Source organism: Flammeovirga sp. SJP92, assembly GCF_001583495.1.
GTDB lineage: Bacteria > Bacteroidota > Bacteroidia > Cytophagales > Flammeovirgaceae > Flammeovirga.
In genome coordinates this window covers 25,484-48,885 of record NZ_LQAQ01000014.1, presented here as the reverse complement: position 1 = coordinate 48,885, position 23,402 = coordinate 25,484, and the positions used below count along the sequence as shown (strand labels likewise).

Below are 23,402 nucleotides of genomic sequence, written 5' to 3'. Positions count from 1 at the left end.
TGTAAGATTCAAGCAGGGAATATCTTTTGATCTAATAGGCTTCTAATACTTTGTTGTCTTCATTATATTGAGCATCCTTTGCTTTCATAGCTTTTGATGCTTCGATCTCAGTAAAGACATTTTCTACTTCTTCTCTTGATGGCTTTTTACCTGTCAATACCCATTTCTTACCTCTTCTAGCATCATTAATTACTTTTACTAACACAGGAAGAATAGTTAAGATGAAGACCGTACCAATCATAATTCCGTAGGCCAATGAAATGGCAACAGGAACTAAGAATCTAGATTGTGGAGATGTCTCCAAAATCATTGGATATAGACCTATAGTTGTGGTCAAAGTTGTCAAAAGGATAGGTCTGAATCTTGATTTACCGGCGTTGATTAGGGCGTCATCGAATTTCATTCCTGATAATAAATCCTGATTGAATTTTGAAAGGTAAACTACGGCGTCATTAATAATAGTACCCGAAAGTGCGACCATACCTAGCATACTGAACATTGAGATGGTTTGCCCTTCGATACCATGTCCCCACATTGCCCCAATGATACCCAACGGAATCATAGCAAGAACAATGGCCGCTTGTGTGAATGAACGGAAGTGGAGCATCAAAATCATGATGATTAAGAGGAATGCAATAGCGTATGTATTCACCAGTTCCTCAGAATCTTCTTTTGAACTCTTCAATTGTCCCTGATATTCATATCTTACTGAAGGATACAATGCTTCAAGTTCTGGAAGTACAGATTTCTCTAAGTCTTCAATAATTGGAATTACAGGATCTTGAGCATTCAACATATAGGCATCTACTTTAATCTCTTTTTCACCATTGTAATGGTTGATGGCCACAGGACCACGAGTAACATTAAAGTCTGCCAATAATGAAAGAGGGTATAAACCTTCTACTGTACGGATACGCATTCTTTCAAGGTCACCGAGGGTGTTGCGGTTTTCTTTCTTGTACCTTACATAAATTCGGATTTCATCTTTATTGACTTGCAGGCGCTGTGCTTCTGCACCGAAGAAACCATTTCTCACTTGCGACATCAAAGAAGCTTCAGTAAATCCTAATGCATACGCTTTTGGTTTCAAATGTAAACGGATCTCCTGACCACCAATCTGATTATTGTCCATCACATTGTAAAGGGACGTATGCTCATTTAATTCAGCTTTTAAGAAATCTGAAGCTTGTTCTAGCTCGTCATAATTATAGCCTAATAAACTGATGGATACAGGTGCGCCCCACATGTTGTTGGCTCCAACAGATAATTTACGGGCGGTAGGCTCTTCACCAATAATCTCATTTACTTTTGCTTTGATGGTTGAAGCATCAATCGGTGAGTCTGTCAGGTCTTCCATAATTACGAAAACTGAACCAGTGTGTGTACCGCTTTCTGAACCACTGAAGGCACTGCCTAAACTCACAAATGTATGTTCGAAAAACTCAAAGTCAGTATTATATTCTTCTTTCAACGCCTCATTCGCTTCCCAGACAGCATCTTCATAACGCATTAGGTATGTTTTGGTAGTGTCTTGGTGAATACCGGGCTTTAAGGCTAAATCAATATTAAAGAAGTCACCAGGAGGGCTAGGGAAGAAAGTCAATTCAATTACTCTACCTCCAATCAAACCCACTGTAATAATAATTGCGGCCGCTGGAATTGAGATGCCAAACCATTTGTGATCTAATAAGAATCGAAGGATTGGAACATATATTTTATCTCTGAAAGTAAAGATCACTCTATCAAGTGCTTTACGAACTTTGTTGAACTTCGACTCATCTTTTCTAGGCGTTAATACTTTTGGAGAACTCACGTGAGACGGCAATAAGAACATACCTTCAAATAATGAGAACAACAGACAGAGTATTACAACCAAAGCCATTTCTGCCATCATTTCTAAACCTGATTCTAAGAAAAGGAAAGGGAAGAAAGCAATAATTGTTGTAGAAACTGAAGTAAGAACGGCAGGGATTACTTCCATTGTACCATCAATTGCAGCATTGATAGGAGATTTACCCATTTCATAATGCGTAAAGATATTTTCACCAATCACAATACCATCATCCACCAGAATACCGATAATCAAGATCATACCGAAAAGGGAGATCATATTTAGTGTAACACCCATCAAACTGGCAAAAATAAACATACCAAGGAATGAAGATGGAATACCCCAAGCTACCCAAAGTGAAAGACGGAAACTTAAGAACAATGATAACGTGATGACCACAAGGATAATACCCAACAGTCCATTTTCAACTAGAGTATCTAAACGCGTATTAACGACTGAGAGGAAGTCAAATCCAATGATCAGTTCGGCGTCATCATGAGTAGCATTAAACTCTTCTTTGTACTCATTGATGTACTCAGAAATGTTTTGTAAATCCTCGGTGTGCAACTTGCTGATTTGAATTGAGATGGCATTTTTACCATTCATCCAAACGGCATTCGGTACATCGGCAAATTGATAATGTACATCAGCTAAATCACCAACTTTAATTACGCGGCCATCAGTAGTAGCTCTTACTACAATATCTTTGATTTTATCAGGGTCAGAAGAACGGTATCTTGCTAAAACGGCAATTTCTTCTCTTTCATTCTTAATTGTACCACCAGTGATATCAAGGTTGTTATTCGAAATAGCTGTCTTGATATCATCGATGCTGATGTTATAACGACGTAAAAGGTCTTCATCTACTTCAACTGAAATTTCAGTATTAGGGAAGCCTGAAATTGCAATCTGAGAGATTTTTCCAGACGCAAGGAAGTCATCTTCAATACGCTGTGCATAATTTTTCAGATCTCTTAGATTTTCACCTTTAAGGTCTAAGAACATGGCACTCGTTGTTGCTCTAGTCTTGGAAACAGAAGGTTTTTCAGCGCCGGCAGGAAAGTTAGAAATACCATCAACGGCATTTTTGACATCGGTCAATACTTCATCAATATCAGCCTTGGCTTCTGTGGTAACTGTAACAGTGGCAACGTTTTCAGCCGAAACAGATCTTGTTTCCTTTATACCAGGAATACCTCTGATTTCATTTTCAATAAGGGTTGTGACACCTTCATCCATTTCTTTTGGAGAAGCACCTTGGTACATTACAGTGACTGTAATAATACGTGATTCAATAAGCGGGAAAGACGCTTTTCTCATGCTGTATGTGGCAATACCTCCTAGCAGAATGATAAGAAGTAAAGACATGTGTGCATAGAAAGGTTTTTCTACAAATGCTGTGACAAGCTTTTTCATATTTGATTTTTATGCGTAGTGATTAGCTTCTGATGTTTACTTTCATTCCTTCTTTTCCATTGAAAACGGACTCTGTAACGATCACGTCATTCGAAGAAACCCCTTTGATATAATAGCTATCACCATTGGTTTTGATGATGTCAATTTCTTTCTGCTTCAACTGTTTGTTCTCTACCACAAAAATGTATTTAGAGTCAGTAATAGCCTCTCTTGGTAATTCAACAACGTCTTTTAACTCATCACCTTTAAACTCAACATAAACGAATTGCCCTTCATAGATTTGATCATTTGAGTTGGGACTGATTCTTACATAAACCTTGATAGTTTGTGATTGAGGGTCAACAATTTTTGCCTTTCTGATTACTTTACCTGTAATAGAAGAGTGGTCTTCAGATTCCGTCACTACATTCACATGGTCGCCAGATTTAATCCACTTGGCATTTTTTGGCTCCACTTCAACAATAACTTCTAATGCATCAGTTCTGCTGATAATTCCAATTTCGGTACCCGGAGAAGCAATAGATCCAGCTTCTAAGCGTACAGATTTGAAAGTACCGTTAAAAGGTGCGTAGATATTGTATTTTGCAAGGTTGATTTCTGACTGTTGGATAGAGTAATACTCAGTAATCAAATTTCTAGATGCTAAGAACAAACGTTCTTGATCTGAATTGATAGTTGGAAGTTCAGGTAAAGGTTTTGCAATATTTACTTGTTTAAAGAATCCATACCACTTGTCGTATTCCGATTTATAATCAATCTTAAGATCAGGTAATATGGAAGCAATTGTATTCATAAAACTACTCTTTTGTGATTTTAAAGTAGCTTCTATGTCATTACTGAATATATGTACTAATTTTTGTCCCTTTCGGAAAGTATTACCTTCTTTCAACGCCACATTTGTATTCATAATTCTACCAGAAACCTCTGTAGAAAGGATATACGTTTGTGCTGCATTTACTCTACCATGGTAGATCTGATTGTTGTCTACATTGATAAATTTAGCTTTCTCAGCTTTGATAGATAAGACTTTCTCTTTTTTAATACCTTTAGCGGGAACAGGCTTGTTCTTGAGCATTGTATATGAACTGAAGCTTGCCACTCCAATTAAAACGATAACGCCTACAATAGTGATAAGGTGTTTACGAGACATAAAAATTAGATAGTTTGATAATGTTTGATTTATTTTCAAGCTCGAAATAAATCATTCAATATGCTGGAGCATAATTAAATCAACCAACTTGCTGAACCTTTCTACGAATGAGGATATTTGATCAATAACCCTGTTCGTTGAGGAAATCATGTTATTTATCGATAAAAAATGCAGTTTTGTTGATAGAACTATTTTTTTAATTTTTATATCTATTCTTTTGAGGAAAATATAGCTGAATGAAAGAACGATTTAACTTTTCTATACCAAGTAGAGCGGTGTTGCCATTAATTTCCATTGCTTTATTTATATTTCTAGTAAGCACAGATTTTTGGCTGGGTGCTAAGTTTGCATTGATCCGTGCTTCCATCACAACAGGTATTTTTCTTTTTGTGGTAGTTACTAATATAGAATTATTAGTTCCCCAATTATTAATAAAAAGAAACCGGAATCTATTTTATGTGATAGCAGCGATTGTACTTTATATCGTAGCCATCAAGATATTATTGTTTTTGAGCAGAGAAACTTTTCATTTATTAGATCCTGAACTATTTTTCGCAGAGCATTTAGAATTGAAAGAAAAGCTCAACGGACAGCTGACATTTGAGTGGATTTGGCCTTTTGGTTTTGGCAGTGTATTTATTTTGATTTCAATATTGGTCAGTACGGTTTTGAAGTTGAGTAATCACGATGAAAAGGAACAACTTAAGAAAAAAGAATTGGTGCAAGGTAAAATTGAAGCGGAATTGAAGTTTTTAAGATCTCAGATCAATCCTCATTTCTTGTTTAATGCACTTAACAATATCTACAGTATGTCTTACATGCAGATGCCACAAGCAACAGACAATATTGCAAAGCTCTCTGAAATGCTCCGTTATTTATTATATGATTGTAATGAAGAAATTGTGGCCTTAGAAAAAGACATTACTTATTTACATAATTATATAGATTTCCAGCAACTGAAAACAGAATCACCACAGAATATTTCATTTGTAATTGATATTCAGAATCCACAGTTTCAAATAGCACCTATGCTTTTAGAACCATTTATTGAAAATGCCTTTAAGTTTAGTAGGCTGGAGGAAAATCCGGAGGGTTTTGTGACCATTGAGTTGCAGCAGAAAGAAGAACAGCTTACGTTGAAAGTGAAGAATACAGTGACTGAAAATGTAAGCCGAATAGCGGTAGGAGGAATTGGACTGAAAAATGTTCAAAAACGATTGGATCTTATTTATCCTAATGCTCATCACTTGGATATCAACGAAGGTGAGAAGGAGTTTGAGATTAAATTGGAAATCAAAAAATAGCTGAAATTAAAATGAAAATAAAAACAATAATTGTTGATGATGAGCATTTAGCAAGAAGCTTAATTAAAGATTATGCCTCTAAAGTTCCACAGTTGGAAGTGTTGGGGACTTTCAAAAATGCGATAGAAGCGATGACGTTTATGCAAAGCAATGAAGTTGATTTGCTCTTTTTGGATATTCAGATGCCCAATTTATCTGGAATTGAGTTTGTTGAAACCATGCAAGCGAAACGTCCAATGATTGTTTTTACTACGGCATATTCAGAGTATGCTATTAAAGGGTTTGAACTCAATGCATTTGATTATTTATTGAAACCCATCACTTTGCCGCGTTTTTTACAAACGGTAAATAAAGTGATAGAACAGTTTGATCTGATTAAATCTCGTCATCAATCCAAAGAAGAGGAAACACAGGAAGACTCACATAGCAGTTCTTATATTGAAACTAAATCAGATAGCCTTACGATAAAGGCCGATTATAAACTGTATAAAGTGAGGTTTGATAAGCTAATTTATATGGAAGGGAAGAAAGAGTACGTCGCTTTTCATACAAAAGATAAAACTATTTTGGCGTTAGCTTCCTTAAAAAAGCTAGAGGATTCATTAGCGGACAAAGGGTTTATCCGTATTCATAAGTCGTATATCGTCAATGTTGATGAGATAGAAACTTTGGAAGGAAATGTGTTGGGCTTGGGTGAAGTAGAACTCCCTGTTGGTCAAAGCTATAGAGGTGAATTATTGAAGGTGTTTGAGTAGTACTTCATTTTTAATTTTACAATTGGATAATTCTCATACGTCTGTATTATTTAGAGTTTTAATTAGCTTTTAACGCTGATAATGTGTATATTATGAGACTAAATAAGATTATTAGTAGAGATTTTTTCTATTATCGTTTTAATCGCTCATCCAATAACCACTAAATAATTACTAAAATGAATTTTACACCCAAAAGAGTACTCGAAAATCCACATGACGTAAAACCTTATCCTAGTGTAGAGCAGTATATGACTAAACAACTGATCGTTTTCACTCCCGAACAAAATATAGAGGAGGCAATGGAAGTGCTTGTAGAAAAGAAAATTTCAGGAGCACCAGTTGTAAATGAAGACGGAGATTTGGTAGGGATGCTATCAGAGAAAGATTGTTTACATGTCATTCTTGAAAGCAGATATCTCAATTATCCGGCAAGTCAAGGAAAAGTAAGAGATTACATGACCAAAGCTGTAAGTTCTATTTCATCTGACAAAGATGTTGTGGAAGTAGCCATGTTATTCGAGAATTCTTCATTCAGAAGATACCCAATAACAAAAAATGGAAAATTAATTGGTCAGGTATCAAGAAGAGATATTCTTAGAGCTGCAGTCGATTTAAGCTCTACAACTTGGTAAGTAAAAATTATAAATCCAAAATGAGTAATAGTAATGCGGTTTCAATTCATGGAATCGCATTTTTTAATGTCTAGATTTTTTTCAATAACAAACTTTAAGATTTTATAAAGTACTGTCGTAGTGGTGTCATTGTTTTTTGAATTCAAAATGTATGTGAACAATCCAAAATGGGCTTACTCTTCAATTAATTTGGAGTATTTTTGTGCAACAGATTTATATTTCGACTTTACTATAAAAAAACAAAGATTATCAACCAAAAGTTGATTAAGTTAGTAAAGTCAAAACACTATGATATAGCCTAACTATGGATGTAGAAATACTATCAAGAATTCAGTTTGCGTTTACCGTTTCATTTCATTACATCTATCCACCATTGAGTATCGGAATCGGATTGATGTTGGTAATTTCAGAAGGATTATTTTTAAAAACAAAAGACCAAAGGTATGAGGTACTGACTCGGTTTTGGGTAAAAATATTTGCCTTGACTTTCGGTATTGGAGTAGCCACCGGTATTGTAATGGAGTTTGAGTTTGGTACCAATTGGGCCACTTATTCCAGATATGTTGGTGATATTTTTGGCTCTGCATTAGCTGCAGAAGGGATTTTTGCTTTTGCCTTAGAAAGTAGTTTTTTAGGGATTCTGCTTTTTGGGTGGAATAAAGTGAGCCCTAGGGTACACTTTATGTCAACCGTTGGTGTTTTCTTTGGTTCAATGTTCTCAGCCATTTGGATTGTGGTGGCTAACAGTTGGCAACAGACTCCTGCAGGATACAAAATTGTGGGAGAAGGAATGGAAGCAAGGGCTGAAATTACAGATTTTTGGGAGATGGTTTTTAACCCGTCAAGTGTGGAGAGAATTTTACACGTTTGGGTAGGAGCCTTTTTAGCAGGAGCCTTTTTATTTATCAGTGTACATGCTTATTATTTAGTAAGAGAAAGACATCAAGATATTTCAAAATTAGGTATTAAGTTAGGATTGATTGCCGCCACTTTTTTCTCATTTGTACAGTTGTTTTTAGGACATATGTCAGCCGATGGTGTAGCGGAAAATCAACCTGCAAAATTAGCGGCTTTTGAAGGACATTATTATACAGATCACTCAGCGGATTTATACCTATTTGGTTGGGTAGATCAAGAGAGTAAAGAAGTTTATGGAGTGAAAGTTCCAGGAGGACTGGCCTTCTTGACACAGTTTAATTTTGACGGTAAAGTAGAGGGGTTAGATGCTTTTCCAGAAGATGAAATCCCAACACAGATCAATGCTGTGTTCCAGTTTTATCATTTGATGGTAGGTATTGGAATGATGTTGATAGGATTGTCAGTAGTAGGTTCGTTCTATTGGTTTAGAGGTACCTTATTTAAGCAGAAATGGCTGTTATGGGTATTTGTGTTTGCAGTGATATTACCACAGTTAGCCAATCAGTTTGGATGGTTTGCGGCTGAAATGGGAAGACAACCTTGGGTGGTTTACGGCTTGTTAAGAACGTCAGATGCATTATCTAAAGCCGTACAAGCAGATCAAGTATTATTCTCTTTGGTCATGTTTACCTTTATCTACACATTACTGTTTATACTCTTTATTTACTTGTTGAATAAAAAGATCAAGCACGGTCCTTCTGATACACATTTAATGGATCACAGACCGCACCAACAAGGAATTAATGACTTTTTCTCAGAATAATAAAATACAACCATGGAAACATTTTTAGGATTAGATTACCCTACGCTTTGGTTTTTGGTAGTAGGAGCTTTATTCTCAGGATATGGCATTTTAGATGGCTTTGATTTAGGAGCAGGAGCCATGCATTTATTTATTAAAGAAGACCGTAACAGACGTATTGCTTTGAATGCAGTAGGTCCAGTTTGGGATGGTAACGAAGTATGGTTAGTCATTGGTGGAGGTACTTTGTTTGCAGGTTTCCCTGTTTTCTATGCTACTTTGTTTTCAGCCATGTATATTCCCTTTATGCTCTTTATTATGTTTATCATTTTGAGAGCCATTTCTATTGAGTTTAGAAGTAAAGAGGAGATGAAATGGTGGAGAACCATGTGGGATGTATCCTACAGTATTTCAAGTGGAATGATTGCCTTTTTATTAGGTGTTGTTTTAGGAAATGTCTTGAAAGGTTTTCCTTTGGATGAAAACTATGAAGCAATAAATCCTCATTTAACGATGTTCTTAAACCCTTTTTCTATTTTAGTAGGTCTAACAACATTGGCCTTGATGATGATGCACGGTGCAATTTATCTTACATTAAAAACAGAAGGAAAGCTATTTGATAAAGTAGTGAAAATGTTGGAGAAATGTATGATTGGTTTTATTGTGATGTTTGGTGTTTTAAGTGTGTTTACCTTGATTTTTCAACCACATTTAGCAGAACGTTTTAAAGACCATCCTTCATTATTTTTCTTGCCTTTAACTGCTATTCTTGCCATTGCAAATATTCCACGTTTGGCAAGGAAAAAGAAATATATGCAGGCGTTTATATTTTCTTCTTTAACTTTTAGTTTACTTTTAATCTTAGTGGCAGTTCAATTGTATCCAAATTTATTGATTGCTTCTAATGACCCGAATAATTCAATTACAATTTATAATGCTGCAGCTTCTCAAAAAGGATTAGGACTGATGTTGACAATTGCAGCGATTGGAACTCCTTTGGTTTTGGCCTACACATTTATTGTATATAAGGTATTCTGGGGAAGAGTGAAATTAGATGAACATAGTTATTAGGATTTCCTCCTAAAATAAAAAATGCCTTAGCTTTGAAAATTAAAGCTAAGGCATTTTTTTATATCAATTTGATCAATTAGTAACGCTTACTTTCTGTCAAATAATTCTTCACGTAGTCTTCAACACCTTCTTCTAGAGAAGTAAAAGGTTTGTCGTAGCCAATTTTTCTAAGCTTCTCCATTGTAGCTTCAGTAAAGTATTGGTACTTGTCTCTAATGTCTTCTGGAGTTGGAATGTAAGAAATGTTCTCTGCTTTACCCATAGCCTTAAAAGTAGCTTTTGTAAGATCTAAGAATGTTCTTGCTTCACCAGTACCAACATTATAGATGCCAGAACTTTTAGCTTGACGGTGATACATTAAGAACATCATGATTTCCACAACGTCTTTAACATAAACAAAGTCTCTTTGTTGTTCTCCGTCTCTATAATCAGGATTGTGCGATTGGAAAAGTTTCATTCCATCTGTTTTACTGATCTGATTGAACGCATGGAATACTACTGATGCCATTCTCTCTTTATGATACTCGTTAGGACCATAAACATTGAAGAACTTCAAACCAGCCCAGAACATTGGTTTCTTTTTTTGACCTAAAGCCCAAATATCAAAATCATTCTTTGATTCTCCATAAGGATTCAAAGGTTTCAAATCTGGAATAATTGTCTCGCTGTCTTCGTACCCTAATTCTCCTAAGCCATAAGTAGCGGCAGAAGAAGCATAGACTAATGGAATAGCATATTTAATGGTCGCATTCCACATTTTTTTTGTGTAATCAGTATTCAAATGAGCAAGGATCTCTCTATTGAATTCAGCTGTACTTGTTCTAGCACCCAAGTGAAAAATAAATTCAACTTCTAAATGATTTTTATCCAACCACTCAAAGAATTCTTCTCTTTCAACTTTCTCTAAGATTTTCTTTCCTTCAAGGTTTTTATTTTTTTCTGGAAATGAAAAATCGTCTACTGCAACGATATGATTGAAGTTATCTTCGTTCAATCTAGAAATCATACAGCTGCCAATGAATCCGGCAGCACCTGTTACAACTATCATTGTTCTATATTTTTAATTTTGTACGAAGATAACGGATCATTTTCTTAGACCAACAAAATAATGGGAATTAGTTTTTAATGACCTTGAATTCCGTTCTTCTGTTCTTGGCTTTCCCTTCAGCAGTGTTATTGTCGGCTATGGGGTTTTCTTCTCCAAAGCCCTTGCTTACAAGTCTTTCTTTTTTAATTCCTGATGTGATAAGATAGTTGACGATAGCATCAGCTCTTTTTTGTGAAAGCATCACATTAATATCATGGTCTCCAGTGTTATCAGTATAGCCTTCTATTTGTATTGCAATAGAAGGGTTTACGGTCAAAAAGGAAAGAATATTTTCTAGCTCATTGTAGGACGCTTTTTTTATTTTGCTAGAATTGGTATCGAAAAATATATTGTTTAAGGTGATGTTTTGATTTAGTTTAATGGGGCCTAGAAATAGAGTATATACACTTTGAAGCGAGTCGATATAGATTTTTCGAGAATATAAATCATAACCTTTTTTGATAATATTGATCCCGAAAACATGCTCTATGGGAACAGCATCAATTTTTGCTATTCCATTTGTATCGGTTTTCAGCCTTCTCATTACGGTGTTTTCAGGATGAGTATAGATTGTAATATCTGCATCAGCAATTTGACTAGAGTCTACATTACTTAATATGTATAATTTGGTGTTCAAAAGATTTTCACTGAGAATTGAATCTAAATCGAATAGATTACTACCTTTTTTCGCTTTTGATTGTACATCCTTTTTTACAATCGCTTTCTCTTTTTCATAAGAAGAACTATAAATATCAAAACCACCTTTTCCATTTGGTCTATTTGAACTGAATAAAATTAAACTGCCATTGTCATTGGTACTTGGTGTTTTTTCATCATAAGCTGAATTGATTGGCATTGGTAATCCAATAGGAGTGGACCAATTATTTTCATCCTTTTTTGTAGTATAGAAAATATCATATCCACCAATACTTTTAGGTCCATCAGATGAGAAAAAAAGTGTATCTCCATTAGTTGAGAAAAAAGGATCAATTTCATTTCCTTTAGAATTGATGTTTTCAACCAAAATAGGATCTATCCACTTCTTACCATCTCTCTTAGTGTAGTACAGATTGAAAGCACCATCTTTACGTTTTGAAGAAAAATAAAATGCTTTTCCATCTGGTGTAAATGTTCCCCCTACCACTTCATAAAAGAAGTTGTTAATAGGAGAGGGTAATTTCTTTTTGTTTTCAGGAAGTTTGATGTCTTTGTTTAGGTCAATTTTAGCATAATATAATTTACCCACACCAAAACCATGATAGATCACCATTGTCTTGCCTGATTTTGAAATAGAAGAAAGACCACTGTTTCCTTTTATATTAATACTTCTATTGTTAAGAATTTTCCCTTTTTGAAATAAACTATCTTCCCAAAAAGAATAATAAATATTAGTACTTTCTTCATTGATATTACTCATCGACTTTTTATTGGAAGTAAAGAAAAGCTGATGAGTACTAGGGATAAATATTGGAGAAAATTCATCAAATTCAGAGTTTAAGCTATCCATATTATTAACTACGTAATTCTCATTTGAGGAAAGAAGCATAGCTTTGGCATGTTTTATCAACCTCTCTACATATTTTTTATCAGGTGATGTAGGAGGTTTGTATAACTCAATATACTTTTGATAGAAGTGCAATGCTTTTACGGCATTTTCTCTGTAATGATGTACTCTTGCATTAAGATAAAGTATTGGTAAGGTAGTATTAAGCTGATACGCTTTTGTTGCAAAAGAATCGGCAAGAGAAAGGTTTCCCTGCTGAAGGTGACAATAACCAAGTTGATAATTGACTTCATTTATATTTGAACAAAAATCATTTACCTTGTTGAAGTACAATAATGCACTGTCTAAGTTGTTATATTGATTCAACCAATTTTCACCAATCTTGAAATTTTGTTTTGCAGTATTGAGAGCTTTTCCCTTTTTAGGAAAAAAGGTTTTGGTCAATGTGGAGTCATTTTGACTGAAAGTGGTATTACAAAAGTTAATAATTAGAAAAAGACTACAGAGAATTTTCAGCATATTATAGAAATATTGGTGATTATATTTTTCATAAGAAAACTTAAGAATAAATATAATTCTCTTTTTCCATAAAGTTAAATTCTTCACTTGAAATAGGAATAAAAAAGTAAATGTGATTTCGTTTAGAGTTGAAAAATGAAGAGACTTATATAAATAGTACTATTTGAAGATATTGCTTGTATTATTCAGTTATTTTGCATAAAAACTTATATTAATTTGTCTTTTGCCCGTACTTAATTGTTATAAAATTGATAGTAAATTAAAAAAAAATAGTTCCCCCCATGAAAGCATTAATTAAAATTTTAGCATTGATTTTCTTAATTGGTTTATTCTCAATGTTAAATGCTATGCAGACCGGGGAAGAAGGAGACGTTACTGTCAAAGTTAATGAATCATCAATGGATGTCATTACTGTAGAATAAGAATAACACATTATCAAATAATAGAATCATAACTCAAACCTGTTTTCTGTATAAATTAAAAGTCCTAGATGCATGGCTCGCAGCTAGGACTTTAATTTTGTCTATTTTAAAGCAGTTGGTCAATCGTTTTACGAAAGATCAACTGCTTTATTTTTTAGTGTGTAATCAAGACTTTATGATAAGATGTAAGTCCATCTTTTTGAATTAATTCCAATAAGTAAATACCATTTTTCAGCGTTTGTGTAGGAACTTCATAACTATCTTGGTTTTGAGTGAAGTCAATGTTCACTTTTGTACCTGAAGTAGTGATAAAGTTAATTTGATCTACCTGAATAAAGCTGTCAAATGAAATGTTCAAGATCTGATTTGCTGGTTGAGGGTACAAACTGATCAAGTCTTTTAGTTCATTATCAAGATTTGTAACTATATCTGAAGGAAGAACTGTAAATATTTCTGATGTTTCAGAACAGCCTGATTCATTCACGACTTCAACAGTGTAATTACCACTGACATATTTTGGAATGATAGCACCACTTTCTTCTGTTAATTCGCCATCAATATACCAGAAGTATTGAAGATTGTTATCAACCACATCTACAGTAAGAGAATCATTTTGTGCGATGATAGTTGGAATTTCAATTGGTGTTGAAATACGAACTTCTATACTGTCTGAGAAAGAAATACAACCTTCTGAAGTCTGAACTTTTACAGAATATTTACCAGCTTCATGAACACTGACCACTGCAGTATTCAACAATGGAAGCAATTCATCACCTTTATACCAGATGTAAGTAAGATCGCTTGATGAACTGACTGCTTCAATCTGTACATCAATCTCATCTCCATCACAGAACCACTCATTAGAGTTAGTTTGCAAGCTAACACTCAAATCATCTCCACAATTGATACCAATGCTGATTTGTACCGTTTGAATCGAAAGATCTGTCCAATACGGATGAGAAACAAAACATGTATAAACCCCTGCATCAGCATTTTTCATATCAACAAGATTAATATCTTTTGTTTGAAGTGTGTCTATAATAACACCATCTTTAAACCAGATATAAATTAATTCTTCACTTTCAAAATTGTGTGAGTAGCTGTAGTTTTCACCTTGGATCATGGCTATGTTCTCATATTGAATATCAAAACGCTGAGGAGAGTAGTTTAAGAACTCTACTAAGTATCCTTCAAGATCATCATAGAATAAGATGTTGTCAGCAATATTGACAATAATATCATTTGGGATATTAGCCAACGATGAAATTGAATTGGTGTACAATAGTAACTCTTCAACACTTTCAGGAAGTTCTGCTACCCACTCTGTTAGGTTGTTTCTTGAGAAATCTAACTTTTTCAATGAAATCAACTGTGTGAAATCAGTAGTAATGGTTTCAATATTATTTCCGGCAAGTGATAAGTCAATTAAATTCAATAAACCGTTAAATTCAGATCCAATATTCGTGATATTATTATCATCTGCAATAAAGTATCTTAAGTTGAAATTGCCACTGATATCAGGAATCTCTGAAAGGTTATTCAAACTCAACCATAATGTAGTGAGGTTGCTTAATCTGCTTAATCCATTGATATCATCATCAAATAAATTATTGTCAGATAAATCAAGATATTCCAGTGTATTGATATTCCATAGACTGTCGCTGATATGGGAAATATTACTGTTGTATAACTTAAGAGTTTCTAAATCATCAAATTGAGCAATTAAGTTTGGAAGTGAATCGGAACTATTCAATTCGTGTAAGAAAATTGCTGTAATTTCTCCATCTAAATTGTATTCCATTCTTGGCCAATCAATGATTCTTTCAGTATCATCAAAGTCAACAGCCATACGAGTGAATAATCGATGGAGGGCGATCGAATCTGCTTCAGAAATTAAACTTTGGTAGTTTAATGTCACTTCTCCAATCAGTAATTTTAAATCATTCCATTGACTCTCAGGGGCACTTTCAATCAATTGATATAAACCTTCTTTTGAAGGATCGAAAGAGAATACTTCAAGTAAAGCAACATCAGCAGTATTCAAAGTATCTTCATTAAATACCCATGAGTATTTTCTCGTTTCTGTTGATGTGTACTCTTTTGAAAAGTCAGCGTATTGTACTACAAAATGACTCTCTGTAAATGGAACGCTTAGCTGAGGAGTGTAAGTTGTAATGTCAACTAGAGCATCAATTGACGCTAGATCATCAAAATCTAAATAGTTGTTCTCAAGCTGTAGCTCAGTTAAATATTCAAATGAACTTAATTGAGAAGGTAGGCTGCTTAATACATTGGTTTCATCGTCATTAATATTAAAGCCTGATAAATCCAATCCTAATACTCTACCATAATTATCAATTTCAACTCTCTCTGGCATCCAAGTTCTAAACTCAGTAGAAGGGTCATAAGCTGTATGACCAATTTCTGTAAACATCTGATGCAATAGTAAAGAGTCTTCCTGACCTAAAGTGAATAATACATCAATCTGTTTTGTGAAAATAGTTAAGCCACTCACCGCGTCAGAAGTTACGTTTAGTCTGTAACTATCTCCATCTTGACTTTCCATGAAATCAATACTGAATAGCGATGTAAGACTCACTTGAGAGTCGTCACTTTCTTTTGTCCATACATAATTTAAAGTTTGTCCTACAAAAGCTCCATCAAAACTGTAGCTGTCTCCATAACTCACTACTTGAGTTAATGTATCTGCATCAATATAAGTTTGATCAGCATAACTACTGATAAACGCACTATTGTCAATGATGTCGTCAAAGAAAAGATAGTTGCTATCTAAATCAAATAATATATTTTCTGAATTAGTATTGATATAAGATGTCAGAGCAATATCTTCAAATTGATTATCAGTTAAATCAACAGTAGTCAGATAATCGAAAGAAGCTACATTTGCTGGTAAATTTGAGAGTCCTCTGCTTGATAAGTCTAATGAAATTACTCTACCGTAATTATCAATTTCAGTAGCGATACTATCATTATTGTTATCTAGCCATTGACGCATTTCCAAACTTTGATCAGGTGTGATTCCTAATTCAACAAAAAGATTATATAAGGCTACTGAATCTTCTTGGCCTAGTGTAAACCCTAGATTTACTCTTGCAATATCAATCGATAAATTAGCAACATCATTTGAAGTGACACTTAAAAGGTAACTGTCAGCAAAAGTATCATCCATAAATGGAATATTTAAAAGAGATGCAGCTTCAAAGTTAGAATTGTCGCTTTCTCTTACCCAAGTATAATTCAACGTAAAGCCTGAAATACTACCATCGTAGCTATAAGAATCTCCGTAAGTCACCACTTCATTTTCAGTAGTGAAGCTATTGTATGTTTGAATATTGTAACTGCTAATGAAGTCTTGGTTATCAATAATGTCATCAAAGAAAAGCTGGTTGTTATCTACATTAAAGAGTATGTTGTCTCCACCTTTATTAACATAACTGCTTAGTGTAATGTCTTCAAGGTTATTGTCTGCAATATTAACAGTTTCTAAATACTCCAACCTACTCAAATTCGTTGGAATTGAAGACAATCCTTTGTCAGATAAATCAAGAGCGGTGACTCTACCAAATACATCAATAGTTGTAGCAATGCTTTCGTTGTCTTCATCAACCCATTCTCTCATATTTAAAGTCAAGTCAGGATTTAAACCAATTTCAACCAATAAGTCATAAAGAGCTACGGAGTCTTCACGACCTAAAGCGTAAACTAAATTATATTCAGCAACCGTAATTACAAGTTCATCGTAATTACCATGTGTTAACTGTAATTCAAGGTTGTTGCCATCATAAGTTTCATCAATTACAGGAATGGTAAAGTGGTCTCCGCTAAGTAGACTAGCATCTGAAACAAAGCTACCATTAAGATACCATTCATATGTTAAATCATTTTCACCTGAATAAGAACTGAAATCTTCTTCAGTAATAAATTGTTCTCCATGATGAATAGTTGGAGTATTGATCGTATAACTGTAGTCTTGAGTGTCAAATACAATATCAACAGATAATCCGTTAGCTGTAAAACCTGTATATAAAGCATCTAGATCATCAAAAAATAATTCATTACTACTTACATTAAGGTCAGTTAAATTATTAAAATCGTAGATCTTCTCAGGAACACTTGTAAGTCCTAAACCAGAAATGTCAATGTCAGTTACATACCCAAACTCATCAATAATAAATTTATCAGCATCGGCCCAATCTCTCATATTGTCAGCCATACTTATTGATTCGTAACCACCTAAGGCAGTTAAGAAATTAAATAATGTATCCTTTTCAGCTTCTCCGTTTTCGATAGTTGCTGTTAGGGCAAATTCAATTTGAGGAACACTTGAAAGATTTTCGAATGTCCCGGTATTTTCGATGACGATTGTATAATTATGGTCTCCTTCTGCTTTTCCTGTGTAATCAAATTCAAATGTATGTGTTCCATCTCCGTTATTGATTACATTGATTGCGTCACCCGGGTCAGTATCATTAGTAATGGCAATATTATCATATTGATAAGTACCCTCTTGATTGAAGATGTATGTTGTATTCGCTACGTCTTTTTTGAAGTCAAAACTAAATGAATCAAAAGGAGAGGCAGGGGTGCTGTATTCTAGATCAAAACTGAAACTTCCTTGATCAAAACCTTCTAAATCACTGTAATCAAGATAGTTTTCGTCAAGGTCGATGATTGTTAGGTATTCCATTTCTAAAATAGGAGTGCTTAACAGCTCCGCATCATTGAGGATAATTCCTTCACCTTCAGAAGAAATTACATTACTAAAATCTAAAGTTGTGAAGTCAACACCAACGATATTTTTATTAGAAAAATCAATACTTAAAACTCTACCTTCACCATTTAGTACTATATAATCAGAAAGGTTTTCTAAAGAATCTAATACACCATAAGTTAACCATTGTGTGAGATCATCATCGGTCCAGTTAAATTGTGTTTCAACAGATTCTTTACCAATAAATTCTAAATTTCTTATGAAGTTGACTAACGGTTCTCTATCAATTTCATGAACATATCCACTTGGAATATTCAAGTAGGTAATAAGCGATCTAGTACTTTCAGAACTTGAAACAGAATCATGTTCTAATGCCATATACAAATCAACATTTTGATACGCTGATATATCAAAACCACCGAGTCCATCTAAATCCTCTTTTGGAAAGCCGTAAGCCTCTTGCGTGGTAGATCCATCAGAGCTCCTTGGAATGATGGTATATGATGCACTGCTAATTAAGTTGTCATTATAATAAATGTTTAATACTTCTTCTTCATGCAATGAATTTCGTGTACCACCTAAAGTATTGACCAAAAACCTAAAGTAGATAGAATCTTGATCTGATCTTATGATATCAGTTTGAACAAAAGAGTCATCTAATAATTGTTTTTCTACATGGCGAATAACAGGTTGCTGTGCTAATAAGGCAAAGCTGCCTGAGATATTAATAAAGTCTGGATTGACCAAGTATACAGTATCACCAACACTTACAAAGTTTTCAAAGTAAGTGGAGCCATCGAAAATAGGTTTATTAAATTGAAGTCCTTCCCAATTCAAGTTCAATGTTGTAGATGCATCAAGGTTACCTATGAATTTTTCAACATTAGTAAAGGAAAGAATTTCCTCAAAAGTATCAGGTGAATTACCTTCATAATTTATAATAAAGTTATCTCCATGATGGTTGATTGTGGTTTTATTATCATTTGAATTATTGACAATTAAGCTCTTTCCAATAGTTACACTATTATTGAAATTGACTGTCTCATAGTCATTAATTGTAAGGCTTAAGAAGTTATCAGTGTCATTGTTCTCAACTATTTCAACAACGAGTTCACTTTCTTTAGAATATTCAAAAGTATATAAATCCAATACATCGGAAGAACCACTCTCATCTCCATTAATCGTTACATAACCTAAGTCTTGAATTAATGCTGATGAGGCCATTGAAAAGCCATTATTGAAATTAATACCTAATTGACCTTGGCTTTGAATAGAGCCATAGTCTAAAATTTCAAAAGGAACATTAATGTTAATAACTCTGTCGTCTTCAGAGTCTAACTCATTAAAAGTGAAATTGGAGGCTTGGAAAGTTGAGGAACCCGAGATGATATCACCATAAAATGAAACTTCTGAAGTTTCATCACTTGAAAGTGTACCATTCCAATTGATGTCTCTGTGTATTTCTAAAAATGATTCAGTATTTATACTAATGTTTCCATTTATATTAATGACAGGGTTAGTTGTGCTTTTTCCTTCAGGTATAATTGGAACTTCAAGTTCTTCAATATCATCAATTACAACTGTGGCATAATCTGACAGTGTTAAATCACATTGATCGTCAATAATAATATTGCTACATCTAAATAATACAGGAGAAGAGTATCCATCGACATATAAAGAGCCATATACATTTTCTCCTTCAACATCTCTTGAAGTGATATTTACGGCGTTAGCACTATAAATGCCGGAAATAATAATATTGTTAGTTTCTGACTCAGAAGTTTCAGCTTCTGTTAACTCTCCAACAGTAAACTCACCTTCCGTAATTTCTCCTTCTCCAAAATAACCAGATTCAACAATAATATCATGTCTGACAACTACACTATCGTTTGAAGAAGGAATATCATAAATATCCCAAGTCTCATTCGAATCCCATAAGTCATCTTTAATAGAGTGGAATAACTTCTGGTCTTTTAGTGAAGTAAGTGAAAGGTTGTAATCCTGAGCTGTAAAATTAATATTAACAGAGATATTATCATCTACTATAGTATGACCAGTAAGCAGAGAGTAAGGATCACCCTCTGCATAAGCATCATAAAGTGCAAAGTTGTAATCTGAAACTTCATCAACATAATAAGGAATTGCTCCTTCTAAAGAGGTTGTGACACTACCTGAAAGCTGATCTATATTTTCTAAATAGAAGTTCCAAGTTCTATTTTTATATGCATAATAATCAACACTTTCTATTTGGAATGATATGTCCGAATAATAAAAAGTATTGGGTGTGATATTGATTTGAATATTACCATCCGGTTCACTTGGGTAAGTAGGAGTAAGATTATTTAGTGAAATTGGAGTATCAAAACTAAATTGTCCGCCTTCACTATTCATGTCTACTGCAAATGGAATATTCATTGAAAAACTACTAGGTTCTTTATTTAAATCTAAATAGAAACTTGCAGTGTAGTAATCAAAATCAGAACGGATTGCATAATCACCAATAATCTGGTTTTTCGTTTCATCTACTTCAATTATGAATTCACCGTATGGATAAAAGTCGGCCTGTAAATCTAGAATTCCTTTTACTTTAAAAGAAAAACCATCTAATTCATGTTGATCACTTACAATTGTTAGGTTGTTTAATACAAGATCTCCAAATTCAACATATACTCTATCACTTTCATAAATAGGAGCTTCAATAAAAAGGTTCAATCCATCAGTATTGATAATATCACCTTCTATATCTTGATAAAAATTATTATGAACATGAACATCACCTGTAATAGTTAAATTACTAGAATAGTTGGAAAGTGTTAGGTCTGGAATTGAAATATCAACTAGATCAACAGTTATATCATGCTCTTCTGTATAAATCTCAATCTTTGCATATTCAGAATCACTTTGATCGCTATCACTTGTAAAAACAATACCGTTAGCGGCTGTATTTTTCCAGTTACCCCCAATGATTAAGTAACCACTTTCATTTATTGTAATTAAACCTTCATTGTTAAATACTCTAGTGTCATCAGAGTTTTGGAAGAAATCAAACAGAGCTTCACGTTTTTCGAACTGATTGTCACTGCCAATGTTTATTTGTGCTCCTGTATTATTTATACCTGCTTGGATGGCAAATGTTGATTTACTACCGACATTTAAAGTACCACTGTTTGTGAACTCATCAATTGCAGCAGAAGTAGCATTACCTTCCGGTAAAGTGAGTATACCAGTATTTTCAATTTCAAAACTTGATGCTTTTATCGTTAATTCATCATCCTTGTAGACATCATGGCTAATTTTAATCAAATCTTGATCAAGACCTAAAGGAACAAAACCGTTCACCCATGTTGAAGCAGCAGTCCAATCTCCATCTGCTTCCGTTTGATATTGGAAAATATATTCCGTAAGATAATTTTCGAATGTAGAAATCACTAAACTCGACTCTAAACTGAAATCTTCACCAAATAAAGCTGCGTTTTCAATTCCTGTGATATCATCTATTTTACTTAGAGTAAGAATATTTGATGTGAAGTCATAATCTAAGGTAAATAGACTTTGAAGATCTCTGGATAAACCAAATGTTCCTAAATCACTTTGAGAGAAAATGAAGTTTTGATTTGCACCTGGAGTTTCATTAGGTTTAGTAACAACTGCTAGAGGTGTAATTGGTAAGCTGAAAGGATTTGGTGAAGTAGGGAAGGTACTTCTAAAAGAATGAATTACTTCATCATCGTCAAAAGTTATAAGAACCGCAAAGTCATCCCCATTCTCAATGATTTCAGCATCATTTACTGGAGTGGAAATAGATGTAATATTAACAAGACTTCCTACACTTGTAAACGTTGGTTCATGATAGATTGCTATTTCGTCTTCAGTCCATATCAGAACAGAACTATTATCATTAAAGTGTTTTAAACCAACAACTTTTGATGCGATGTGTACAGAGTCTACGAGTGTATTTGAATTATCTTGTATCTCAATGCCTTGATCAGATGCAATTACAGTATTGTTTCCAATGTCAAAGTTTCTACCAAAACCAGAAACGGCATGAATAGGTGAAATAATACCTGCTTTATCCCATAATCCCATACCTGCTTCAAGCAACTCAAGTGAGAGATTGTACTTTTCAATTACACCTTGATTGTAATATTGATCTTCAAAACCTAGCAATAATTGTTGATTGGTTTCATCAAATTCAACATGAGAAAGTGTTCTTGAAAGTGTGATTTCACTAGTAGAAAGAGCCTTTACACTATAGTCCCTCTCTTCAATAAATGAATCATATGGGAAATAATCATTAGTTACAAAATCTTCAAAAGTAGGATATGAAGTGTCAACTAATTCATATAAAGCATCAGTCTCATTATAAACGTAATAAAAATATCGTCCAGAAGAATATTCTAGTCCATAAATCAAGTTGTTCGTATTGTTAATGATTTGTCCTGCTTCACTTGATAAATCTAAATCTAAATAAACATCATTATCAAACTCATCTTTCATTTTAGACAAAGTGAAATCATTTCCACCTACAGTTACTGTAATGTTATCTGAAGTGTAGTGCATATCCTGTCCAAAGAATAGAGGACCAGTCATAGGCGTGAATTCACCAGAGTCGTTAGTGTTATTCAAGTAAAAATCACTAAAACTGAAAGGCGAATTGAAATAGTAATAAGATTGAATTTCAGTAATGAAAATACCATAATACCAAAGTCCTTCAGAACTGTCAAAACCTAAAAGGATAGGATGGTCAGTAGTTGCTTCATAGTCAAATAGGTCAACTTCTGATCCAGTATTGATGACATACTTATAATCACTTTTTATTAAATCAATATTAGTCGGATTATTGCCTTCATCATAAACCGTAATGGTTGTGACAGTGGCCTTGTAGTTAGTATAATCCGAACTTGTATCCACTAATTCATAATCACCGCTTGAGTTTCTTTGATAAGAAAAAACTTTTTGGTCGTTGTGGGTGAATAATAAATTGTTTGAATTGGAATAAAGAATTTTTTGTCCAAATCCTGTTTGCTCACCAGCAGGGGCCGGCAATTGTCCATTTTCTTTCTCAATGATAACATCTTGTGCATGTACACTAAAGCATAAAAACGTGAAAAGAGCAATAAAAAAGAAATGTATCTTATTCGTCATGTTAGTTATAATCTGATGAATTAAATTGTAGCTCGTTTTTGTTAACGATTATTATAAAATGAATGTTACGCAAAATACTATTAAAGATTCTATAATCATATCATATGGGGTAAAAATTGCATTCAGAGAAGAAGAAAAGTCAAATAAATGTTAAAATTGAATCAAAATGCTCAT

Annotated in this window: 11 protein-coding genes; 6 read left to right on the top strand and 5 right to left on the bottom strand. The window is 33.8% G+C overall.

Annotated elements, in window-relative coordinates; genetic code table 11:
- Window positions 1–31: 31 nt before the first annotated feature.
- Together AVL50_RS01045 and AVL50_RS01040 are read right to left on the bottom strand one after the other, a co-directional pair.
- The gene (locus AVL50_RS01045) at window positions 32–3,247 is read right to left on the bottom strand and encodes an efflux RND transporter permease subunit (RefSeq protein WP_062614621.1); all 3,216 of its coding nucleotides are present in this window, start codon (window positions 3,245–3,247) and stop codon (window positions 32–34) included.
- Window positions 3,248–3,269: 22 nt separating this feature from the next.
- Window positions 3,270–4,397 (bottom strand): efflux RND transporter periplasmic adaptor subunit, encoded by a 1,128-nt coding sequence (locus tag AVL50_RS01040; protein WP_062614620.1) that lies wholly within the window; start codon window positions 4,395–4,397, stop codon window positions 3,270–3,272.
- A gap of 236 nt (window positions 4,398–4,633) precedes the next feature.
- On the opposite strand from AVL50_RS01040, the gene AVL50_RS01035 reads away from it, so the two are divergent.
- The 5 genes from AVL50_RS01035 to cydB all read left to right on the top strand — a co-directional run bounded on the left by AVL50_RS01035 (window position 4,634) and on the right by cydB (window position 9,819).
- Window positions 4,634–5,701, top strand: coding sequence for a sensor histidine kinase (locus tag AVL50_RS01035; protein ID WP_062614619.1), 1,068 nt, complete (start codon window positions 4,634–4,636; stop codon window positions 5,699–5,701).
- Between the two features lie 11 nt (window positions 5,702–5,712).
- The gene (locus AVL50_RS01030) at window positions 5,713–6,456 is read left to right on the top strand and encodes a LytTR family DNA-binding domain-containing protein (protein WP_062614618.1); all 744 of its coding nucleotides are present in this window, start codon (window positions 5,713–5,715) and stop codon (window positions 6,454–6,456) included.
- Window positions 6,457–6,632: 176 nt separating this feature from the next.
- Complete coding sequence (locus tag AVL50_RS01025) at window positions 6,633–7,088, top strand: CBS domain-containing protein (protein ID WP_062614617.1); 456 nt, start codon at window positions 6,633–6,635, stop codon at window positions 7,086–7,088.
- A gap of 304 nt (window positions 7,089–7,392) precedes the next feature.
- Window positions 7,393–8,769, top strand: a complete 1,377-nt coding sequence (locus AVL50_RS01020) for a cytochrome ubiquinol oxidase subunit I (protein WP_062614616.1) — start codon at window positions 7,393–7,395, stop codon at window positions 8,767–8,769.
- Between the two features lie 12 nt (window positions 8,770–8,781).
- Window positions 8,782–9,819 (top strand): cytochrome d ubiquinol oxidase subunit II, encoded by a 1,038-nt coding sequence (gene cydB / locus AVL50_RS01015; RefSeq protein ID WP_062614615.1) that lies wholly within the window; start codon window positions 8,782–8,784, stop codon window positions 9,817–9,819.
- Window positions 9,820–9,895: 76 nt separating this feature from the next.
- Here the strand turns inward: cydB and rfaD are convergent, their stop codons facing one another.
- Together rfaD and AVL50_RS01005 are read right to left on the bottom strand one after the other, a co-directional pair.
- On the bottom strand, window positions 9,896–10,867 hold the full coding sequence (rfaD, locus tag AVL50_RS01010) for an ADP-glyceromanno-heptose 6-epimerase (protein ID WP_062614614.1): 972 nt from the start codon (window positions 10,865–10,867) through the stop codon (window positions 9,896–9,898).
- 67 nt (window positions 10,868–10,934) lie between these two features.
- Complete coding sequence (locus AVL50_RS01005; RefSeq protein WP_062614613.1) at window positions 10,935–12,854, bottom strand: OmpA family protein; 1,920 nt, start codon at window positions 12,852–12,854, stop codon at window positions 10,935–10,937.
- Window positions 12,855–13,210: 356 nt separating this feature from the next.
- On the opposite strand from AVL50_RS01005, the gene AVL50_RS32850 reads away from it, so the two are divergent.
- A complete protein-coding gene (locus AVL50_RS32850) occupies window positions 13,211–13,351 on the top strand; it encodes a hypothetical protein (protein WP_157491084.1) in 141 nt (46 codons plus the stop codon).
- 154 nt (window positions 13,352–13,505) lie between these two features.
- Here AVL50_RS32850 and AVL50_RS01000 read toward each other — a convergent pair whose 3' ends face one another.
- Window positions 13,506–23,228, bottom strand: a complete 9,723-nt coding sequence (locus tag AVL50_RS01000) for a T9SS type A sorting domain-containing protein (protein WP_062614612.1) — start codon at window positions 23,226–23,228, stop codon at window positions 13,506–13,508.
- Window positions 23,229–23,402 lie beyond the last annotated feature (174 nt).

What these genes read in the sequence shown, in the direction of transcription:
- AVL50_RS01000 (WP_062614612.1), bottom strand. Translation starts at nt 23,228, where the DNA reads ATGACGAATAAGATACATTTCTTTTTTATTGCTCTTTTCACGTTTTTA.
- AVL50_RS32850 (WP_157491084.1), top strand. Translation starts at nt 13,211, where the DNA reads ATGAAAGCATTAATTAAAATTTTAGCATTGATTTTCTTAATTGGTTTA.
- AVL50_RS01040 (WP_062614620.1), bottom strand. Translation starts at nt 4,397, where the DNA reads ATGTCTCGTAAACACCTTATCACTATTGTAGGCGTTATCGTTTTAATT.
- AVL50_RS01020 (WP_062614616.1), top strand. Translation starts at nt 7,393, where the DNA reads ATGGATGTAGAAATACTATCAAGAATTCAGTTTGCGTTTACCGTTTCA.
- AVL50_RS01035 (WP_062614619.1), top strand. Translation starts at nt 4,634, where the DNA reads ATGAAAGAACGATTTAACTTTTCTATACCAAGTAGAGCGGTGTTGCCA.
- AVL50_RS01025 (WP_062614617.1), top strand. Translation starts at nt 6,633, where the DNA reads ATGAATTTTACACCCAAAAGAGTACTCGAAAATCCACATGACGTAAAA.
- rfaD (WP_062614614.1), bottom strand. Translation starts at nt 10,867, where the DNA reads ATGATAGTTGTAACAGGTGCTGCCGGATTCATTGGCAGCTGTATGATT.
- AVL50_RS01045 (WP_062614621.1), bottom strand. Translation starts at nt 3,247, where the DNA reads ATGAAAAAGCTTGTCACAGCATTTGTAGAAAAACCTTTCTATGCACAC.
- AVL50_RS01030 (WP_062614618.1), top strand. Translation starts at nt 5,713, where the DNA reads ATGAAAATAAAAACAATAATTGTTGATGATGAGCATTTAGCAAGAAGC.
- cydB (WP_062614615.1), top strand. Translation starts at nt 8,782, where the DNA reads ATGGAAACATTTTTAGGATTAGATTACCCTACGCTTTGGTTTTTGGTA.